General features: G+C 39.6%; 12 protein-coding genes, 1 pseudogene and 1 riboswitch. Of the genes and pseudogenes, 3 read left to right on the top strand and 10 right to left on the bottom strand.

Features of this window, described 5'->3' with window-relative positions; translation table 11 throughout:
* Positions 1-79 precede the first annotated feature (79 nt).
* Both C9J36_RS11025 and C9J36_RS11030 read right to left on the bottom strand, forming a co-directional pair.
* Positions 80-1,252 carry an acetyl-CoA C-acetyltransferase gene (locus C9J36_RS11025; protein ID WP_107943318.1) on the bottom strand — a complete coding sequence of 391 codons (1,173 nt, stop codon included), beginning with the start codon at positions 1,250-1,252 and terminating at the stop codon, positions 80-82.
* Positions 1,253-1,284: 32 nt separating this feature from the next.
* Positions 1,285-3,669 (bottom strand): 3-hydroxyacyl-CoA dehydrogenase/enoyl-CoA hydratase family protein, encoded by a 2,385-nt coding sequence (locus tag C9J36_RS11030; RefSeq protein WP_107943153.1) that lies wholly within the window; start codon positions 3,667-3,669, stop codon positions 1,285-1,287.
* A gap of 257 nt (positions 3,670-3,926) precedes the next feature.
* Here C9J36_RS11030 and C9J36_RS11035 point away from each other — a divergent pair, with 257 nt between their 5' ends.
* Complete coding sequence (locus tag C9J36_RS11035; protein WP_066166646.1) at positions 3,927-4,244, top strand: thioredoxin family protein; 318 nt, start codon at positions 3,927-3,929, stop codon at positions 4,242-4,244.
* Positions 4,245-4,496: 252 nt separating this feature from the next.
* Here C9J36_RS11035 and C9J36_RS11040 read toward each other — a convergent pair whose 3' ends face one another.
* The 4 genes from C9J36_RS11040 to C9J36_RS11055 form a co-directional block, all read right to left on the bottom strand.
* Positions 4,497-7,064 carry an EAL domain-containing protein gene (locus C9J36_RS11040; RefSeq protein ID WP_161956406.1) on the bottom strand — a complete coding sequence of 856 codons (2,568 nt, stop codon included), beginning with the start codon at positions 7,062-7,064 and terminating at the stop codon, positions 4,497-4,499.
* A gap of 675 nt (positions 7,065-7,739) precedes the next feature.
* A complete protein-coding gene (locus C9J36_RS11045; RefSeq protein ID WP_107943155.1) occupies positions 7,740-8,603 on the bottom strand; it encodes an EamA family transporter in 864 nt (287 codons plus the stop codon).
* Positions 8,604-8,967: 364 nt separating this feature from the next.
* On the bottom strand, positions 8,968-10,191 hold the full coding sequence (locus C9J36_RS11050) for a hypothetical protein (RefSeq protein ID WP_107943156.1): 1,224 nt from the start codon (positions 10,189-10,191) through the stop codon (positions 8,968-8,970).
* On the bottom strand, positions 10,172-10,687 hold the full coding sequence (locus C9J36_RS11055) for a sigma-70 family RNA polymerase sigma factor (protein ID WP_107943157.1): 516 nt from the start codon (positions 10,685-10,687) through the stop codon (positions 10,172-10,174). The genes C9J36_RS11050 and C9J36_RS11055 overlap by 20 nt, the downstream gene beginning before the upstream one ends.
* 192 nt (positions 10,688-10,879) lie before the next feature.
* Here C9J36_RS11055 and C9J36_RS11060 point away from each other — a divergent pair, with 192 nt between their 5' ends.
* Complete coding sequence (locus C9J36_RS11060) at positions 10,880-11,392, top strand: C39 family peptidase (RefSeq protein WP_107943158.1); 513 nt, start codon at positions 10,880-10,882, stop codon at positions 11,390-11,392.
* A 412-nt stretch (positions 11,393-11,804) separates the two neighbouring features.
* On the opposite strand, the gene thiW is transcribed toward C9J36_RS11060, so the two are convergent.
* The 4 genes and pseudogenes from thiW to hutH all read right to left on the bottom strand — a co-directional run bounded on the left by thiW (position 11,805) and on the right by hutH (position 15,532).
* Positions 11,805-12,299 carry an energy coupling factor transporter S component ThiW gene (thiW, locus tag C9J36_RS11065; RefSeq protein ID WP_066166671.1) on the bottom strand — a complete coding sequence of 165 codons (495 nt, stop codon included), beginning with the start codon at positions 12,297-12,299 and terminating at the stop codon, positions 11,805-11,807.
* A 158-nt stretch (positions 12,300-12,457) separates the two neighbouring features.
* Positions 12,458-12,565: riboswitch (TPP riboswitch) on the bottom strand.
* Between the two features lie 47 nt (positions 12,566-12,612).
* Positions 12,613-13,491, bottom strand: a complete 879-nt coding sequence (locus tag C9J36_RS11070) for a 5'-3' exonuclease (RefSeq protein ID WP_107943159.1) — start codon at positions 13,489-13,491, stop codon at positions 12,613-12,615.
* 65 nt (positions 13,492-13,556) lie between these two features.
* Positions 13,557-13,760 (bottom strand): annotated as a pseudogene (locus C9J36_RS11075) (staphylopine family metallophore export MFS transporter CntE); the annotation flags it as partial.
* A gap of 293 nt (positions 13,761-14,053) precedes the next feature.
* Positions 14,054-15,532: a histidine ammonia-lyase gene (hutH, locus tag C9J36_RS11080; RefSeq protein ID WP_107943160.1), complete on the bottom strand. Its 1,479-nt coding sequence runs from the start codon at positions 15,530-15,532 to the stop codon at positions 14,054-14,056.
* 356 nt (positions 15,533-15,888) lie between these two features.
* Here hutH and C9J36_RS11090 point away from each other — a divergent pair, with 356 nt between their 5' ends.
* Complete coding sequence (locus C9J36_RS11090; protein ID WP_107943162.1) at positions 15,889-17,175, top strand: SPFH domain-containing protein; 1,287 nt, start codon at positions 15,889-15,891, stop codon at positions 17,173-17,175.
* Positions 17,176-17,189 lie beyond the last annotated feature (14 nt).

The raw sequence follows: 17,189 nt of genomic DNA on the forward strand, positions 1-17,189 counted from the left end.
AATATATATGAACATTCATTCAGTAAAAAATTATAAAGTAGCTAGATGACTACTCCACTTCATCATCTAGCCTTATGGTTTAAAGTACTTCAAACACGCCAGCAGCGCCCATACCGCCACCGATGCACATTGTGACAACGCCATATTTGCCACCGCGACGTTTTAATTCGTGGATTAATTTCAATGTTAAAATCGTTCCTGTTGCACCAAGTGGGTGTCCTAATGCAATTGCACCACCATTAACATTCACTTTTTCTTCATCAATCCCTAAATGTCGTACTACTTGCAATGATTGTGAAGCGAATGCTTCATTAATTTCCCATAAGTCAATTTGCTCTTGTGAGAGTCCTGCAATTTCTAACGCTTTTGGCACTGCAACAATCGGACCAATCCCCATTACTTCTGGAGCTACTCCACCAACTGCAAAGCCTAAAAATTTAGCAAGCGGCTTTAAGCCCTGTGCTTCCGCTTCCTCGCGTTCCATTACAAGAACAGCTGCTGCGCCATCTGAAGTTTGCGAAGAATTCCCTGCTGTAACAGAGCCTTGAATGTTAAATGCAGGGCGTAATTTGGCTAAACCTTCAACTGAAGTGCCTGGACGCACACCCTCATCCGTATCGAAAATAAACTTCTTTTCCTGTAGCTTATTATTGGCATCTACATAATGCTGTACAACTTCGACAGGTACGATTTCATCCTTGAATTTGCCTTCTTTAATCGCCTTTTCTGCCAATTCGTGAGAGCGTACTGCAAATTTATCTTGGTCTTCGCGACTTACTTCATAACGCTTGGCTACTTCTTCCGCTGTATGACCCATACTCATATAATATTGCGGCGCTTCCTCAGCAAGCTTTGGATTTAAACGAATCGTATTTCCTGTCATCGGAATCATACTCATCGACTCAACACCGCCGGCTAGTATCGCCTTTGAGTGCCCAAGCATAATGCGCTCGGCAGCGTATGCAATTGTTTGTAAGCCTGATGAGCAGAAACGATTAACAGTTAATGCTGGCGTTGTATCTGGCAAGCCAGCTAATGCGCCAATATTACGTGCTACATTCATCCCCTGCTCCGCCTCTGGCATCGCACAGCCCATAATTAAATCATCAATTGGCCCTGTATAACCTGCACGATTCAATGTTTCCTTTACTACAAGTGCACCGAAATCATCTGGACGAACTGTTGCAAGTGACCCCTTTTTCGCTTTTCCAATTGGTGTACGAGCACCTGCTACAATGACGGCTTCACGCATCATTATTCTCCCCCTTTTACTACAAGCTTTTATTAGTTACGTAATGGCTTCCCTTTTACAAGCATGTGCTGCATACGCATTTGCGATTTTGGATCAGCAACTAAATGTAAAAATGCCTCTTTTTCCAAATTTAATAAATATTCCTCAGTTACCTCTGTTCCATATGGCACTAAACCACCCGCAATAACATAAGCTAGCTTTTTAGCAATTTTCAAATCATGCTCGCTAATATAACCTGACTGGAACATGCCTTGCGCTCCGAGAAGTAACGTAGCATAGCCGGGTGCACCAACAACCTTTACTTTCTGTTTTAACGGTGCTGTATAGCCTGCTTCATAAAGTGCTAATGCCGCCTGTTTTGCATCGTATAATTGATGATCTGCGTTGACAGAAATGCCATCTGCGAAGTTTAAGAAATTGTTTTCACGCGCTTCTTCACCAGAAGTCGATACTTTTGCCATTGCAATTGTTTCAAACACCTTCGTAGCGATTGCTTGATAGTCAATTTCTACACCATTCGGCAGCCCTTTTAATAGCTTTTGGTAGAGTCCGATATTACCGCCGCCACCTGGAATTAAGCCGACGCCCACTTCCACAAGCCCCATATATGTTTCAGCCGATGCTTGGATATGCGCTGCTGGTAAGCACACCTCCGCACCACCACCTAACGCCATTTGGAAAGGCGCTGCAACGACAGGCTTTTGACAATATTTAATGCGACGCATTGCATTTTGGAATGCACGCACCACGTAATCTAGCTCGAAAATATTATCATCCTGTGCTTCCATTAAAATCATGCCTAAGTTTGCGCCAACACAGAAATTTTTACCTTGGTTGCCAATGACTAAGCCCTTATAGTTCGCTTCCACTTCATCAATAGCAAAGTTAAGCATTTGAATAATATCTAAGCCAATCGCATTGGATTGTGAGTGGAATTCCAATAAGGCAATCCCATCGCCTAAATCAATTAAGCTCGCACCTGTATTTGATTTAATGACACCGTGCTTTTTCTTATAGCGCTTTAAATCAATTACTTTCGGATTTACCGGTACTTTTTCATATGCTGTACCGTTATAAAAGGCTAAATCGCCATCGATTTCTGAGTAGAATTTGTCAAAGCCCTTTTCTAATAAACCTTTGACAAAGGCAGGCACTTCAAGCCCTTCCGCTTCCATTTTTGCAACGGAATCTTTTACACCGATTGCATCCCAAATTTCAAATGGTCCTTGTGTCCAACCGAAGCCCCATTTCATCGCATTGTCGATTGCGACGATATCATCTGCAATTTCGCCATGGAGCTGTGCGGAATAAATTAATGTTGGTGCAAAGACATTCCATAATAGCTCACCAACACGGTCATTCGCATAAACAAGCGTCTTCACCTTATTTGCTAAGCCCTTCACTTGCTTTGCCATTTCCATCGATGGTGTTTTCAATTTTTTCACTGGCTCGTATTCGAATGTTTGTAGGTTTAATTCAAGAATTTCCTTTCCTTGCTTTAAGAAGAAGCCTTGCCCTGATTTTGCACCGAGCCAGCCATTGGCAATCATTTTTTCCATCACTGGTGATTCTGTAAACACTTGCTGCTCTTCACCTGTCGTATTGTCGTAAACATTTTTTGCTACATGTGCAAACGTGTCTAAGCCTACAACATCTAGCGTGCGGAATGTCGCGGATTTCGGACGACCGATTAAAGGTCCTGTTACGGAATCCACCTCACCAATTGAAAAGCCGCGCTCCTGCATTTCACGCATCGTCACAAGTAGACCATATGTACCGATACGATTAGCGATAAAGTTCGGCGTATCCTTCGCTATTACGACGCCTTTCCCAAGCACATCCTCACCAAAGTCACGCATAAACGCCACAACCTCTGGCGCAGTTGTTTCTGCTGGAATCACTTCTAATAGCTTTAAGTAGCGCGGTGGATTGAAGAAATGCGTTCCAAGGAAATGCTTTTTAAAATCCTCTGAGCGCCCCTCTGCCATCGCATTAATGCTAATGCCAGATGTATTTGATGTAATAATTGTGCCTGGCTGTCTAACTGCATCAATTTTTTCATATAAGCTCTTTTTTATATCTAAATTTTCAACGACTACTTCAATAATCCAGTCCACATCTTTTAATTTTTCTAAATCATCCTCGAAGTTCCCCGCTGTAATTAAAGCTAGATTTTGCTTTGATGAAAGCGGTGCTGGCTTTTGCTTCAATAATTTTTGCATTGCGCCTTGTGCAAAGCGATTGCGTACTGCTGGATGCTCAAGCGTTAACCCCTTCGCCTGCTCCTCTGCTGTTAATTCCTTCGGTGCAATATCCAACAATAATGTCGGAATACCGATATTCGCTAAATGCGCTGCAATACCTGAACCCATAACCCCTGAGCCTAAAACGGCTGCTTTTTTTATGCTGTAAGCCACGAGCAATTCCCCCTTGTGCAATCTTTTGAATGAACAGTCATTCATTTTGTAGTGAAAAAAAATAGCTCACTACGATATTATTTTTTAAAACATATTTTCTGTCTTTAGTGTAGTTTATTTCTTTTATTAAAGCAATATTTTTTTCGCATTATTTTCAAAAAATTGAAAAAGAAGCACCTCCCTCGCCGCATTAAGCTAAATTTCTTCCGTTACTTTGTGAAAATGTGTACACTATTCGTAAAAGGAGTGATATAACAATGGAACAAATAACGACATTAGAACGCTTTAATGAGCTGATTTCTACGGAGCAAGCAGTCATTATGAAATTTTTCGCCGGCTGGTGCCCAGACTGTACGCGCATGGATATGTTTATCGACCCAATTATTGAGGAATACAGCCAATATCAATGGTATTCAATTAATCGTGATGATTTCCCTGAACTGGCGGAAAAATATCAAGTAATGGGTATCCCATCATTATTAATCTTCAAAAATGGTGAAAAATTAGCGCATTTACATAGTGCAAATGCAAAATCACCAGCACAAGTAACTGAATTTTTAGATGCTCAGGCATAAATTAACCTTTCTGAAAAATAGACTATCATACCATTTCTTAGAAAGAAGTTAAAAGTCGTCAAAGCTAGGGGTCATCTGAAAATTCATTTTGAGACGCCCCCTTGTGGCGAGTAATTATTTTCTGTGCTGACAGCGAAGCAACAAGTACAAGTATTTTTAGCAATTATTTAATATAGAAGCAGGGACTATCCGGAAAGATATACGCTTTTCGAATAGTCCCTCACTTTTCATTTTAGAAATGCATATTGCTCTTTATTTCTTTAATTCTCTGAAATATTTATGTGGTTCTTTATACACAAATGTCATATTCGGGATATTTTCGCTCTTTCGCTCGTATCCACTCAATTTATTTATATTTGACGCCAGTCTATTTTCAATATTTGTATTCATATTAAAACGGATACCGTAGCCAAATACATCTGCACTCTTCTCTTCCCACCATCTGAGCTCACCGGCAATTTCAAAATGCTCGTTCATAATATCAAATGTTACATTAAACTTCATATCCTGATTAACAGGCAGTTTTAGGTTAGATAATATCTTCATCCCGCCTAAGCTTATATTCTCAATTAAAACGGGGGATTTCCCAACCGTTACTGCATGTCCATTAAACTCAACAATTGTTAAAAAGCCTAGTATTGGATATGGGAAACGATAGCGATAGTACTGCCGCCTTTCCACAGTTACAGCTTTATTATATTTGCTTTTCGGTATAACATAGCCAGTTTTTAATATCGCTTTGAATGTTGATTCTTTTGCAGGCTTTGAAAAAATATAGCCTTGCACAGAATCACATTCTATTTGCTTCAAAAATTCTAGCTGCTCTACTGTTTCTACTCCCTCTGCTACAACTTCCATCCCGAGTGATTTTGCTAAATGAATTGTCGATTTAATAATTACGTCATCAATGCTATTTTCTTCGAATAAATTTTGCACAAAAATTTTATCCACTTTCAAAATATTCGGTCTTATTTTTCGGATATAATCTAGTGAGGAATAGCCCTTGCCGAAATCGTCAACGACAATTCGAATTCCAAGTTGCTTAAATCTTTCAATGGATTCACTAATAATTATTTCCTCATGTAAGAACATGCTTTGGCTAATTTCAAAACGCAATAAAGCTGGATTGATTTCATATCGCTCTAATAAATTTGAGACCGAATCATAAAAGCCTTTCTTCAGTAAACGTAGCACTGGAATTATAATTGTAATCGGTTTTAATGGAATTTGCTCACTTTGCCATACTTGCATAGATTGAAGCACTTTTTCTAACAGCCAATCTGTTATTGGATTGATTAAATGATTCTCTTCAGCTAGAGAAATAAATTCCTCAGGCATAACAAGTCCCCAGTCTGGATGATTCCAGCGAATAAAAGCCCTTGCCCCTGTAAGTAATCCCCTTCTAGGGTCGACTTGAGGCTGATAAAATACCGCAAATTGCTTTTCAATAATCGCTTTTCGCATATCTCGTTCTAATATATATTGCTTGAAAGTAGAGATGCTTGCAACATGCGACGAAAGCTGATAATTATTCTTTCCTTTTTTCTTTGCCTCCTGCAGGGCATTATGTGCTTTTTCAAGCAGTGTTCTCTCATCTAAAGCTTCCTCTGGGTAAAACGAAATACCGATGCTTGTCGTGACGCTTAACTCAAATTCTTGAATTGTAAATGGCTGTTGAATATTTTTTAAAATGTCTTCAGCTAACTTTAGTATGTTGTTTTTATTCGCATGATTATATGCGAGAATCATAAAGCTATTATTACCCATTCGAGCAATTTCACCATCAGATGGTGTCATATTTTTCAGTTTTTGCGCTAGTATTTTTAAAGCCTCATTACCAATTGTGTAGCCTAATGAATTGTTTATTATGTGGAAGCGGTCAATATCAATGTGTAAAACTGCAAATGGCTCTTTATTTTTCGTAAATTGCCCTAATGTTTTTCTCATTTTTGCTTGATTTGGGAGGCCTGTTAGCGCATCATATTGTGCCAAATACAATAGCTCTTGCTCCATTTCAATTTCTCTCGTAATATCAAGCACAAGTCCAAATACATTCGTTACGTCGCCACTTTGGTTAAAACGAGGTATGATTTGTTCAAGCAACCACTTTTTTTGACCATTTAGACAAGTAATTGAATAAATTTCTTGTACTTTTTCACCTGCAACAACACGTGTCTTTGCTTGATTAATACTATTTATATATTCTTCATTAATAAGCTCAAACCAAGCATTATCATTCAAATAAAGCGTTTTTGTTGGAAGGCATAATATTTCCTCCAATCCCTTCGATGTGTAAATAAAGGGACCGTCCATTGATTCACGCATCCAAATCCCCGAGGTCAAATGGTCAAAAATATACTGGTATTCTAGCATATGCTTTTCTATGTTGCTGCTAACCTTCACATACACACTTGTTATTCTATCCCCTTCCTTAATCGGCACAAACGATAAAGTAAGCGGAAGTTCTTCAAGTTGCTTATTGCGAACTGTAATGTCGACTTGATTTGTTATTCCTTTTAATGCGTTGATAAAGCTTATTTTTAATTGTTTAAGTGTTTCAGGCGAAGTAAATTTACGAAAGTCATTTGTTGAAGTGATTTCTGTGCCGAAAAATGCTTCCATCTTCTCTCGGCTTGCTGCATACAACTCTCCTTGTCGCGAAAAGACAAAGACAATTTCCGGGTCATTTGTTACCAGTGAAGTATAAAACTGTAGTAAATCTTCGTGAGTGGTTTCCATTACATATGTCGAGCTGTTATCATTACTTTTTCTCTTAGAAAATACATTAAAAAAACGGCTTTTTTGGCTTGGTGTTTTCATAGTATATCCCTCCAAATGAAAAAGCATGCTCTTTCAATATCCATTATAGTATAAAAGGACTTTTTCTTTAATAAGTACATTAGACTAATTTGAGAAAAAGTTACCAATAAACACGAAAAAAACGGATATTTGCAAGCTGAAAATCATTAGAGTTCAATTTAGATAGTTATTTTAACCTATCATTTTAATTAATTATGACTCAACTAACTTTTCCTATCAGTAAAGTTTTGCTGTAACCAATTGAAAAAGGGACATCCGAAAAGTCATTTTGAGACGCCCCTCGCGATGATTATTCGCAGAATCAAGCATTTTTAGTAAATATTCAATATAGAAGCAAAAGCTGTGCGAAAAGATGAACACTTTTCGCACAGCTTACGCATTTATTAATTACGCCTCGACGTAATTGCGTCCAGATTTTTCAAGCCGTTTGGTAGAAGTTAGCTTAAAACCGTCATGACACGCGCTAACGGTTAACTGACCTGCGTCGTGCATGCCTCCCTTCAAAATCTGTAATATCCGCCGCACGATGCTAGTTGCCCAGTCGTTATCGCAGGAGGCGATGTTCTTAGACTGAGTCCCTATGATTCAGCGGGTGTTTGGACCCCCACTGAAAATAGCCTAATACTTGCATTCATCTCGTCACCTATAGAGGTGGGAGACTTCTGCCGAGAGAAGTTAAACTTTCCTTCTATTTCCTAATGTCAAAACAATAATCCCTGCAAAAATCATTATAATACCTAGCCATGATGTCCACGCTAAATATTCGTTTAAGAAAAACGCCCCTAATAGCGCAGCCGTCAATGGTTCTGCTAAGCTCAATGTTACCGCAGCCGAAGAGGGGACCGCGCGCAAGCCATTCAAAAATAAAACATAGGCAACACTCGTCGCCATGATGCCCATATAAAGCATCGCTAAAGCATTCGATGGCATTGCTAGCCAGCTAACACCATCTGACCAGGCAAGCGGTATTAAAAATAACGCACATAACGAAAACGTCATCGCCACAGCTGGTAATGTCGCTACCCGCTCTGTTAAACGTTTGCTGACATTCGTGTAAAAAGCAAACATACAGCCACCAAGTAGGGCTAACATGACACCAAAGCTATTCACCGTTGCGTCTCCGCCAATTGCAAATAGCAATATGCAGCCGACAATCGCAAAGCTCGTCGATATTGCCCAAATGCGTGTCGGCTTTATTTTCCAAAAAAGCCATTCAATAATCCCTGCAAAAATAGGAGCACTACCAATTGTTACAACTGTACCAATCGCTACACCTGTATATCGGATGGATGAGAAAAATAAGCATTGGAACAGGGCAATCGATAATGCCGCAAGTATATTCCATTTCCAAGGCCATGTTTTCCACTGAATTGCTCGTGCAAAAAGGACAAAGATAAGTAGTATGCCCCCTCCGATTGCCGAGCGTATGCATGCAACCGCAAAAGGTGAAATGCTTCCTTGTAAAAAAGTTTGAGTTGTACCTGTCGTTCCCCATAAAACAGCAGCTAATAACACTGCGATATATGGTAGTAAATTCATAGCTATTCCCTCCGTCTAAGTATCAATTACGCCTCCGCGTAATTACATCCAGATTTCTCGAGCTCTTTACTGAAAGTTAACCTAAAACTGTCCAACGGTTAACTGACCTGCGTCGTGCAGGCCACCTTTCAAAATCTGTGACATCCGCCGAAGGCTCTATCTAGATTCAGTGAGTGTTTGTACATCCTTGCAAGATAAAGGATTTGTCTCACTACCTGTAGCAATGGACGTTCTCAATATCTGTACCTGATAACTTGCTTTTAGTACAAATAAGCATTACTAAATCTAGATAATTCTTTTTAGCGAAGGTTTGCTGGTACATCCTGCTCAAATAATGGCTTCCAAAGCATTGAATTCCCCCTCCTTATTGGCTTAGCGCTTTTTCTAATGATTGCAAATGATAAAAAGTTGACGCTTGGAAATATTCTTCTTGATATTGTAAATAAAAGGCGTTCCCACCAATCATGCGCACAAATAAAAAATCTGTCAGCCATGCAGGGCTATCTACCTCATCCAAAATAGCAATTTGCATGAATGTGCCATCCTGAATGAAGGCGATATTCGTACCCTTCCCATCGAAAGTATATAAAACTTCCTCTGTCAATTGCGTTTGATAAGAATTAGTCCCACTTAATTCGCTGAGTGCTCCTTTTGCATATTGAAAATTATTCATATGCTCATTATAGTAAATAACATAATATTCTGCACCCTCAAAATAGTTAGTCGTTATATGAATTGCACGCTTATCCTCTAAAATATAATATTCTGCCTGAGGGTTATCTTTTAACGTACCTATTTCATAAAACTGCCCTTCTTTTTCCAATATTAAATAAATTTCGTTAACACGATTGTCCTTCTCAAGAGAGCGTTTTTTCATAAAATGAACAATCGTAGCTGAATGATTTAATTTTTGAGGTGATTGGACGTTAACTGTAGCTGTTATATAATCATTTATTTGTACAATTTGTGCTGCCGGTGCCTCTCTCGGTACTAGCTCTAATTGCTCTGGTGCTAAAAATGGCTCAAAAACCGACCATTCCTCATAGATATTTTCATATATTGTAAAATTACCATCCTCTAATTGCTTCACAAACAAAGGATGAATATATGTCTGCTCCTGTGTCACATCATTATGTGTAATATATAATTTATACATCAGCTCCTCAGTAAGTGGAATCATCTTAATTATTTTCAATGTACTAAAATCAATAGCGTTGTACTTTAAAAAAAGCTCTTTATTCGAAGCCACTACCTCTGTCGTTGAAACTTCTTCTATTAAAGCATAATCCTTCCGTTCGATTGCTTGGAAATATTTAATCGCAGCATCAGCAGCTTGCTCTGGAAGCAATTTTTCAAACTGCTTTGTAATTAGCTCACTTGCCGGTTGCACTTGCTCATTAGCAGGTGGGAGCAAATAAATAATAAAGGCTAGGCATGTTATTGCTAGAACAGCAAAAAGTGGCTGAATGAAGCGTAATGGTTGATGCTTTTTAGGTTTTGTTGCTAATTGTTTCACCTTGTCCTCTGTTAACCAATGCTCCTCACCAATGACTGCGTCAATTCCCTTTTTAATTTGTGAACCGCTCATCAAGCCCACTCCCCTCCAAACAATTTTTAAGCTTTTCTCGTCCTCTACGAAGTCGTGTTTTCACCGTATTGACAGAGCAATTTAAAATTTCCGCAATCGTTTCGACTTTCATGTCCTTATAATAATGAAGCACGATAACTTCACGATATTTGATTGGTAACGCTAACACCGCATAACCAATTTGTTGCTGTTCGCTATTCATAATCGCTTGCTTTTCTGCGGAATTTGCCCCTTGAAAGATTGTTTGAATTTTCATTGATAGTACAGTGTTTTTATAGCTCCAACTTCGTAAATAGTCGTAGCTGCGATTAATAGTCATACGGTATAAATATGTACGATAACTAGCATTGCCTCGAAAATCCTGCTGTTTTTCAAAAGCTTTTAACAGGACATCTTGAACGATATCCTCTGCTACTTCCTTGCTTTTCACATATGTAAAGGCGAGCCGCAACAGTTCCTCACCATGCTCACGAATAAATTGCTCTAGCTGTGACAACCGCTATCCCCCCCTTTTTCGTTTCACGTTAGACGGAGCACCTGCTCATTTGGTTTCAAATTTTGAAACTATGTTTTATTTACAGCGTATAATAAAGTGAACCCCCAGTCCATAAAGGCTCTCACATACTTCTATGAATTTGATGATAAAAGAACGGTTAAAATTTGGGATTTTACAAATGGAGGGATTGCAATGCGTGTACTGCTAGAAATCAAAGGAACTTCACAATACGATGCGAGCGTTCAGCCAAATTACCAAAATTCTGCATGTGGTCCAACAACGCTACACGTTATTTTAAAGTATTTTCACATAGCCAAAGAAATTAATGATTTATATAAACAGCTAGGTACAACAAAAATCGGCTTATTTCAATGGCGTCTCATCAAAAGAATGCGCAAGTTGTTCGGTGCTAATTTTACTATTCAAGGTTGCTCGCTTGCAGAAGCATTGGCACAGCTTGAACAAGGAAATCCTGTGGCATTGAAATTCGACCAATATTTTAGCCTACAGTGGCGGTCAAAAAAGAAGCCTCTATTCAAATATCACTGGGTTCCACTCATTGGCTATGAAAGAAAAGACGGGAAATTATATTTAATCATCCATGATAACGGTGGACGAGGCCGAAACAGCCAAATACGTTCATTTTGCTATGAGGACAATAAGCATGTGTTAAGCTTTGTAAAAATAGAGCAGAAAAATACATAAGGGCTATATGAAAAAGCAACTGCCTTTCCATATAGCGCTAGAACCTGCTGCTCCGTTTATCCCGCATTAACGGGCAGTAAGACGCCCACTTCAAAACTTATGTGAAAATATGCTAAGGATAAGTGGGAGATTAACTGCCCGTAAATGCCCGAGTGGTTCAACTAACAATCCGTGGAGAAAAGCATCCACGGATTGAAGGTTCACTTTATCCCGCATTAACGGGCAGTAAGACGCCCACTTCAAAAATTATGTGAAAATACGCTAAGGATAAGTGGGAGATTAACTGCCCGTAAATGCCCGAGTGGTTCAACTAACAATCAGCAGGGATGAGAAACATCCCCACTGATTGAAGTTTCACTTTATGATACAGAAGCTATGCCATGTAATTTTTTGCGACGAGTAACCTTATTTTCTATATCGTTTCAAAACGCTTTGCAAATACAGTGTTGCGCAAACTTACTGCAATAATAACCCCTAGCACCGCACCAATTGCACTTGACACGAGGAAGGCTGGCATAAAAGCAAGTGCCGTAACAGATGTACCCATTAATATTTTTGCATATGGGACAGCTACTAATGATGCAATCACACCTGTACCAATCACTTCACCAATACCCGCCAGCCATACTTTATGGCTATATTTATAAGCTATAGCCGCTAAAAAAGCCCCGATGACACTACCAGGAATCGCAAGTAACGAGCCTGTTCCCGTAAAAATACGAACTAATGCTGTAACGAAAGCAATTACTACAGCTGGCACAGGTCCTAACAATATAGCACTCACAACATTGACAGCATGTTGAATAGGATATGCACGCGCAATACCTGTAGGAATCGCTACAAACATTGAACCTGCCACTGCAATGGCCACAAACAGCGCCATAACAGTTAATTTACGAACTGACATAAACAACACCTCTTTTAATTGTTATTTTTGAGCATTACTTATCAGTGGATTTGCGCAAATTATTTGCACATTTCTTTCCAAGCAAATTTTCCTCCTAAAAATAAATTTAAAAATGCCGCACCCATTGTAGAAAGGGAGCGGCATAGAGTGAGCAAATTCAATCAATGTCGCCACTTCCCTACGCTAGTGTGAGCTAGATCAGGTTCAAAGGGTCTGCATAGTACATATACATCTCAGCCTTTCAAAAGGCTCCCCTAGTGGTGCAAGCAATTTTCTTCTATTATTACGGTAATTTTGTTATTCGTCAATGTCTTTATAGACCAAGCGAACGTGCGTGGCGGATAATTAAGCGCAAGCCTTTATTATCAAGCTGTGATGCAACCGCCTCATTAAACGCAGGAACTACTAAGTCATTTAGCTCCGCTTCAATGGCTGCATCACAATTAATTGTTGCGAGCTGATGCGAGAGCTTTAGCATGTCCATACTTTCATGGATTTTAGTACGCTGCGCAGGCTTTAGTTGGTCAAGTGCTGCTAGCACTCCATCAATTGAATGATAGGTTTGAATGAGTTGCAGTGCTGTTTTAGGACCAATTCCTTTGACACCCGGATAGCCATCGCTCGCATCCCCCATAAACGCCTTCACCTCAGCAAATTGCTTTGGGGCGATGCCATATTCTTCGCGAAAGCGCTGCTCTGTGTACGTATCATATTCTGTATAACCCTTTTTAGTAAAAGCGATTGTTGTCTTATCATTTAATAATTGTAATAAGTCGCGGTCACCGCTAATGACAGTAATTTCCGCATCGTCTTTCCATTTCTCAATCATGGAGCCGATTAAATCGTCTGCCTCCAAGCCACTAATGCCGAAGTTTTTCCAGCCCATCATTTCTGATACATCCTTCACCATATCAAACTGTGGCAGCATTTCTTCTGGTGGTGCAGGGCGGTTTGCTTTATATCCCTCGAATAAATCATTGCGGAATGTATGCATGCCCATATCCCAACAAACAGCTAAATGCGTCGGCTTCATCAAGTTTTGAGCTGTTAAAACATGACGGGCAAAGCCTTGTACTCCATTTGTTGGCGTGCCATCCTCTAAACGAATATATTGTTTCATCGCAGCGGAGGCGAAAAATGAACGAAATAGTAGTGCCATGCCATCAACAATAAGTAAATGTGGTTTTTCCATATGTATTCCTCCATTCCCCCTTAGCATAACATGACGCTAGCGAAAAAGTCATTTTGCGCCTGCTTCTAGCGTCTTACATAGGCGAAAAGAGTCATGCCTACACCTAGTGCAGCACAAACTAAATACATTTGTGAATAAGGTAGTAAATCTGCGACTGGTCCCATCACTCCCCCTCCTAAAGTAATACCTAAGTCTGCAGTCGCAATAAATAGACCAAGCTGTATGCTACGATTAGCGCTCGGCAATACAAAGGTTAAATAGGTTGTTAAAAAATGATTATCACAAACAATTGTCAATGCTTTTTCTAAGGGAAATCGAAAAAAGCTGCTTCCCTACTTATCCAAAGGATTTTCGGTAAACAGCTTCGTTAATAATCAATTACGCTTCAGCTAACTATAATCTAGATTTTCTTAAGCTTGCTTAAAAACTTCTCTTTATTAACGAGTATTTAGCTACCCGCTGAAATCGGTCAAATGCTTACATTCACCTCCCCATCTTTAAAGGTAGGTGACCTCTGTATCTGTCGCTTAACTATCGGTACAGAAAGCATTTGCCCAAAAAATCAAGGCATTAAATATTGTGCAATTTTCTCTACATCTTTATTGAATACACGGTCCTCTGTAATACCTGCCGCAATTTCACGGATTTCTTGCCATTTTTCATATAACTTTGGAGCCATTTTCTTCACATCTCGATATTCAACAGCTGTCGCAGCACAAAATGCTTCAATAGCTAAAACACGTCGTGTATTCGCAATTATATTATAGGCATGGCGCGCGCCTGTTGTCCCCATGCTAACATGGTCCTCTTGATTTGCAGAAGATGGAATAGAATCAACAGATGCTGGATGTGCAAGTGTTTTATTTTCTGATACGAGGCTTGCTGCTGCATATTGTAAAATCATCGCTCCCGATTGCAAGCCTTGGTGTGCGCTTAAAAATGCTGGTAACCCTTCGCTTAGAGCTGGATTGACAAGACGCTCGATACGACGCTCAGAAACATTCGCTAATTCAGCAACACCAATTTTTAAGAAATCCATCGCAAAAGCAATTGGCTGACCGTGGAAATTCCCTCCTGAAATAACGCAGTCCTCTTCATCAAAAATTAATGGATTATCTGTCGCCGCATTCATTTCAATTTCTAGCTTTTCCTTTACGTAGTTTAAAACTTGCCAGCTTGCCCCATGAATTTGTGGAATGCAGCGTAAAGAATAAGGGTCTTGTACACGCAATTCACCTTGCGTTGTCATGAGCTCGCTGCCTTCAAACCAATCGCGCATACGAGCTGCTACAGCGCTTTGTTCTTTAAAGCCGCGCACCTCATGAACAGTAGGATGGAAAGCATCTTTAATACCTCGTAAACTCTCCAATGTTAAGCCGCTAATCCACTCGCTCGCGTAGGCTAACTTTTCAGCTTCAATATAGTTCACAACACCCTGTGCTGTCATTGCTTGTGTTCCATTAATAAGTGCAAGACCTTCCTTTGCTTGCAAGACGATTGGCTCTACATCGTATTTATTCCAAACTTCACTCGCTGCAAGCACTGTACCACCTCGCAAAACTTCGCCTTCTCCAATTAACGTTAAGACTAAATGAGATAATGGAGCTAAATCGCCTGATGCCCCAAGTGAGCCTTGCTGTGGAATGGCTGGATGAATTTGTTCATTGACCATCATCGCCAAACGTTCCAATACTTCATAGCGAATGCCTGAAAATCCTTTTAATAGAGCATTTAAGCGTAACACTGTCATCGCTCGTGTCACCGTTTCAGGAAATAGTTCGCCAAAGCCACAAGCATGTGAACGAATTAAATTAATTTGTAATGCGCCAACCTCAGCTTCGGCAATTTTCACGTCACTAAACTTGCCGAAGCCTGTGTTAATACCATACACTGTTTTATCGTCGGCAACGATGCGCTCCACATGCTCACGGCTTTTTAATACGCGCTGTTTTGCTGCTTCATCGATGGCGATTGTTTCCCCTTTATATAAAATCGCTTTCATTTGTTCAATCGTTAAGTCACTACCATTTAAAATAATCATTTTCCCGTCCCCTTTGTCATTATCTCTCCCTTTATATTATTAGCTAAAAAATAATATTTTTCTAGTTATTTTTTTCAAAAACCCCTTCATTACAATAGAGTAAGAAAGCAAAATTTTATATTAATATAATTTTACCATAAATAATTATAAGCAAATTTACCGCACAAAGAGATATAAAGCTTGAATACGGCTACAACCTTTGATTATCTACTAAAGCAAAGTGATATTTTCCTCTCAACAATAAATTTTTTCATTTACGTGGAGTATTTTGCGAAAAGAAGTTCTCAAAAAATGAATCTTTTTGGCGGAAAAGAAAGTATACTATTCATATACAACGAAAAGAGAGGGGTTTTTTTATGGGCTTATTAAAAGCAGGTATTGGTGCAGCACAGGGAGTTTTAGCAGACCAATGGAGAGAATACTTTTACTGCGAGTCTATCCCAGCAGATGTCCTTATTACAAAAGGCATAAATAAACGAGGAAAACGCGGCTTTAACTTTAAAGGCAGCGATAATATTATTAGCAACGGCTCTATAATTGCGATTAACGAAGGACAGGCAATGATTATTGTCGACCAAGGACAAATCGTAGAATTTTGTGCTGAAGCTGGCGAATTTGTTTACGATACATCAACAGAGCCGAGCATCTTTTACGGCGATTTAAAAGAGAGCATTATTGAATCTTTTAAATCATTTGGAAAACGTGTAGCATTTGGTGGTCAGGCTCCAAAGGACCAACGCGTTTATTTTTTCAATACAAAAGAAATTACAGGCAATAAATATGGAACTCCGACCCCCGTTCCGTTTCGTGTTATTGACACAAATATCGGGCTAGATATCGATATTTCAATTCGCTGTAATGGTGAATATTCGTTCAAAATTGTAGACCCTATTTTGTTCTATACGAATGTTTCTGGTAATGTGCAAACAGAGTTTCGTCGCGAAACAATTGACAGCCAATTACGCTCTGAGTTATTAACAGCTCTGCAGCCTGCCTTTGCTAAAATTTCAGATATGGGTATTCGTTATAGCTCTTTACCAGGACGTACGATGGAGCTATCACAAGCTTTAAACGATGTGCTATCTGAAAAATGGGGTAATTTACGTGGTATTTCAATTATCTCGTTCGGTGTAAATACGGTGAAAGCATCTGAAGAAGATGAAAAGATGATGAAGGATTTACAAAAAAATGCGGTATTGCGTAATCCAAACATGGCTGCTGCCACAATGATCGGTGCCCAAAGCGATGCGATGAAAATGGCTGCCCAAAATGAGGCGGGCGCTTTCGTTGGCTTTGCAGGTATGAATATGGCTGCTCAGGCGGGTGGGGTGAATGCACAAGACTTATTTAAAATGGGACAGCAAACGCCAACGCCGCCTACGGCAAACGGAGCACAAGGTTGGACTTGCTCATGTGGTGCTGCAAATAGTGGAAAATTCTGTGTAGAATGTGGGAAGCCTCAACCTCAAAGTGGCTGGGTTTGTTCATGTGGTACACAAAATGAAGGAAAGTTTTGTAAGGAATGTGGGTCGGCAAAGCCCGCAAGCTTCAAATGTGATAAATGCGGCTGGCAGCCAGAAGGAGCGGTTCCTAAGTTCTGTCCAGAATGTGGTGATGTATTTGATGATAATGACCGCGCATAAATAATGGGGTTGTC

The sequence above is a fragment of the Metasolibacillus fluoroglycofenilyticus genome (genome assembly GCF_003049645.1).
In the GTDB taxonomy this organism is placed as follows: Bacteria; Bacillota; Bacilli; order Bacillales_A; family Planococcaceae; genus Metasolibacillus; species Metasolibacillus fluoroglycofenilyticus.

Coding starts and splice junctions, on each gene's coding strand:
- C9J36_RS11090 (WP_107943162.1), top strand. CDS start 15,889: ATGGGCTTATTAAAAGCAGGTATTGGTGCAGCACAGGGAGTTTTAGCA.
- C9J36_RS11025 (WP_107943318.1), bottom strand. CDS start 1,252: ATGCGTGAAGCCGTCATTGTAGCAGGTGCTCGTACACCAATTGGAAAA.
- C9J36_RS11060 (WP_107943158.1), top strand. CDS start 10,880: ATGCGTGTACTGCTAGAAATCAAAGGAACTTCACAATACGATGCGAGC.
- C9J36_RS11035 (WP_066166646.1), top strand. CDS start 3,927: ATGGAACAAATAACGACATTAGAACGCTTTAATGAGCTGATTTCTACG.
- C9J36_RS11040 (WP_161956406.1), bottom strand. CDS start 7,064: ATGAAAACACCAAGCCAAAAAAGCCGTTTTTTTAATGTATTTTCTAAG.
- C9J36_RS11050 (WP_107943156.1), bottom strand. CDS start 10,191: ATGAGCGGTTCACAAATTAAAAAGGGAATTGACGCAGTCATTGGTGAG.
- thiW (WP_066166671.1), bottom strand. CDS start 12,299: ATGTCAGTTCGTAAATTAACTGTTATGGCGCTGTTTGTGGCCATTGCA.
- hutH (WP_107943160.1), bottom strand. CDS start 15,532: ATGATTATTTTAAATGGTAGTGACTTAACGATTGAACAAATGAAAGCG.
- C9J36_RS11070 (WP_107943159.1), bottom strand. CDS start 13,491: ATGGAAAAACCACATTTACTTATTGTTGATGGCATGGCACTACTATTT.
- C9J36_RS11045 (WP_107943155.1), bottom strand. CDS start 8,603: ATGAATTTACTACCATATATCGCAGTGTTATTAGCTGCTGTTTTATGG.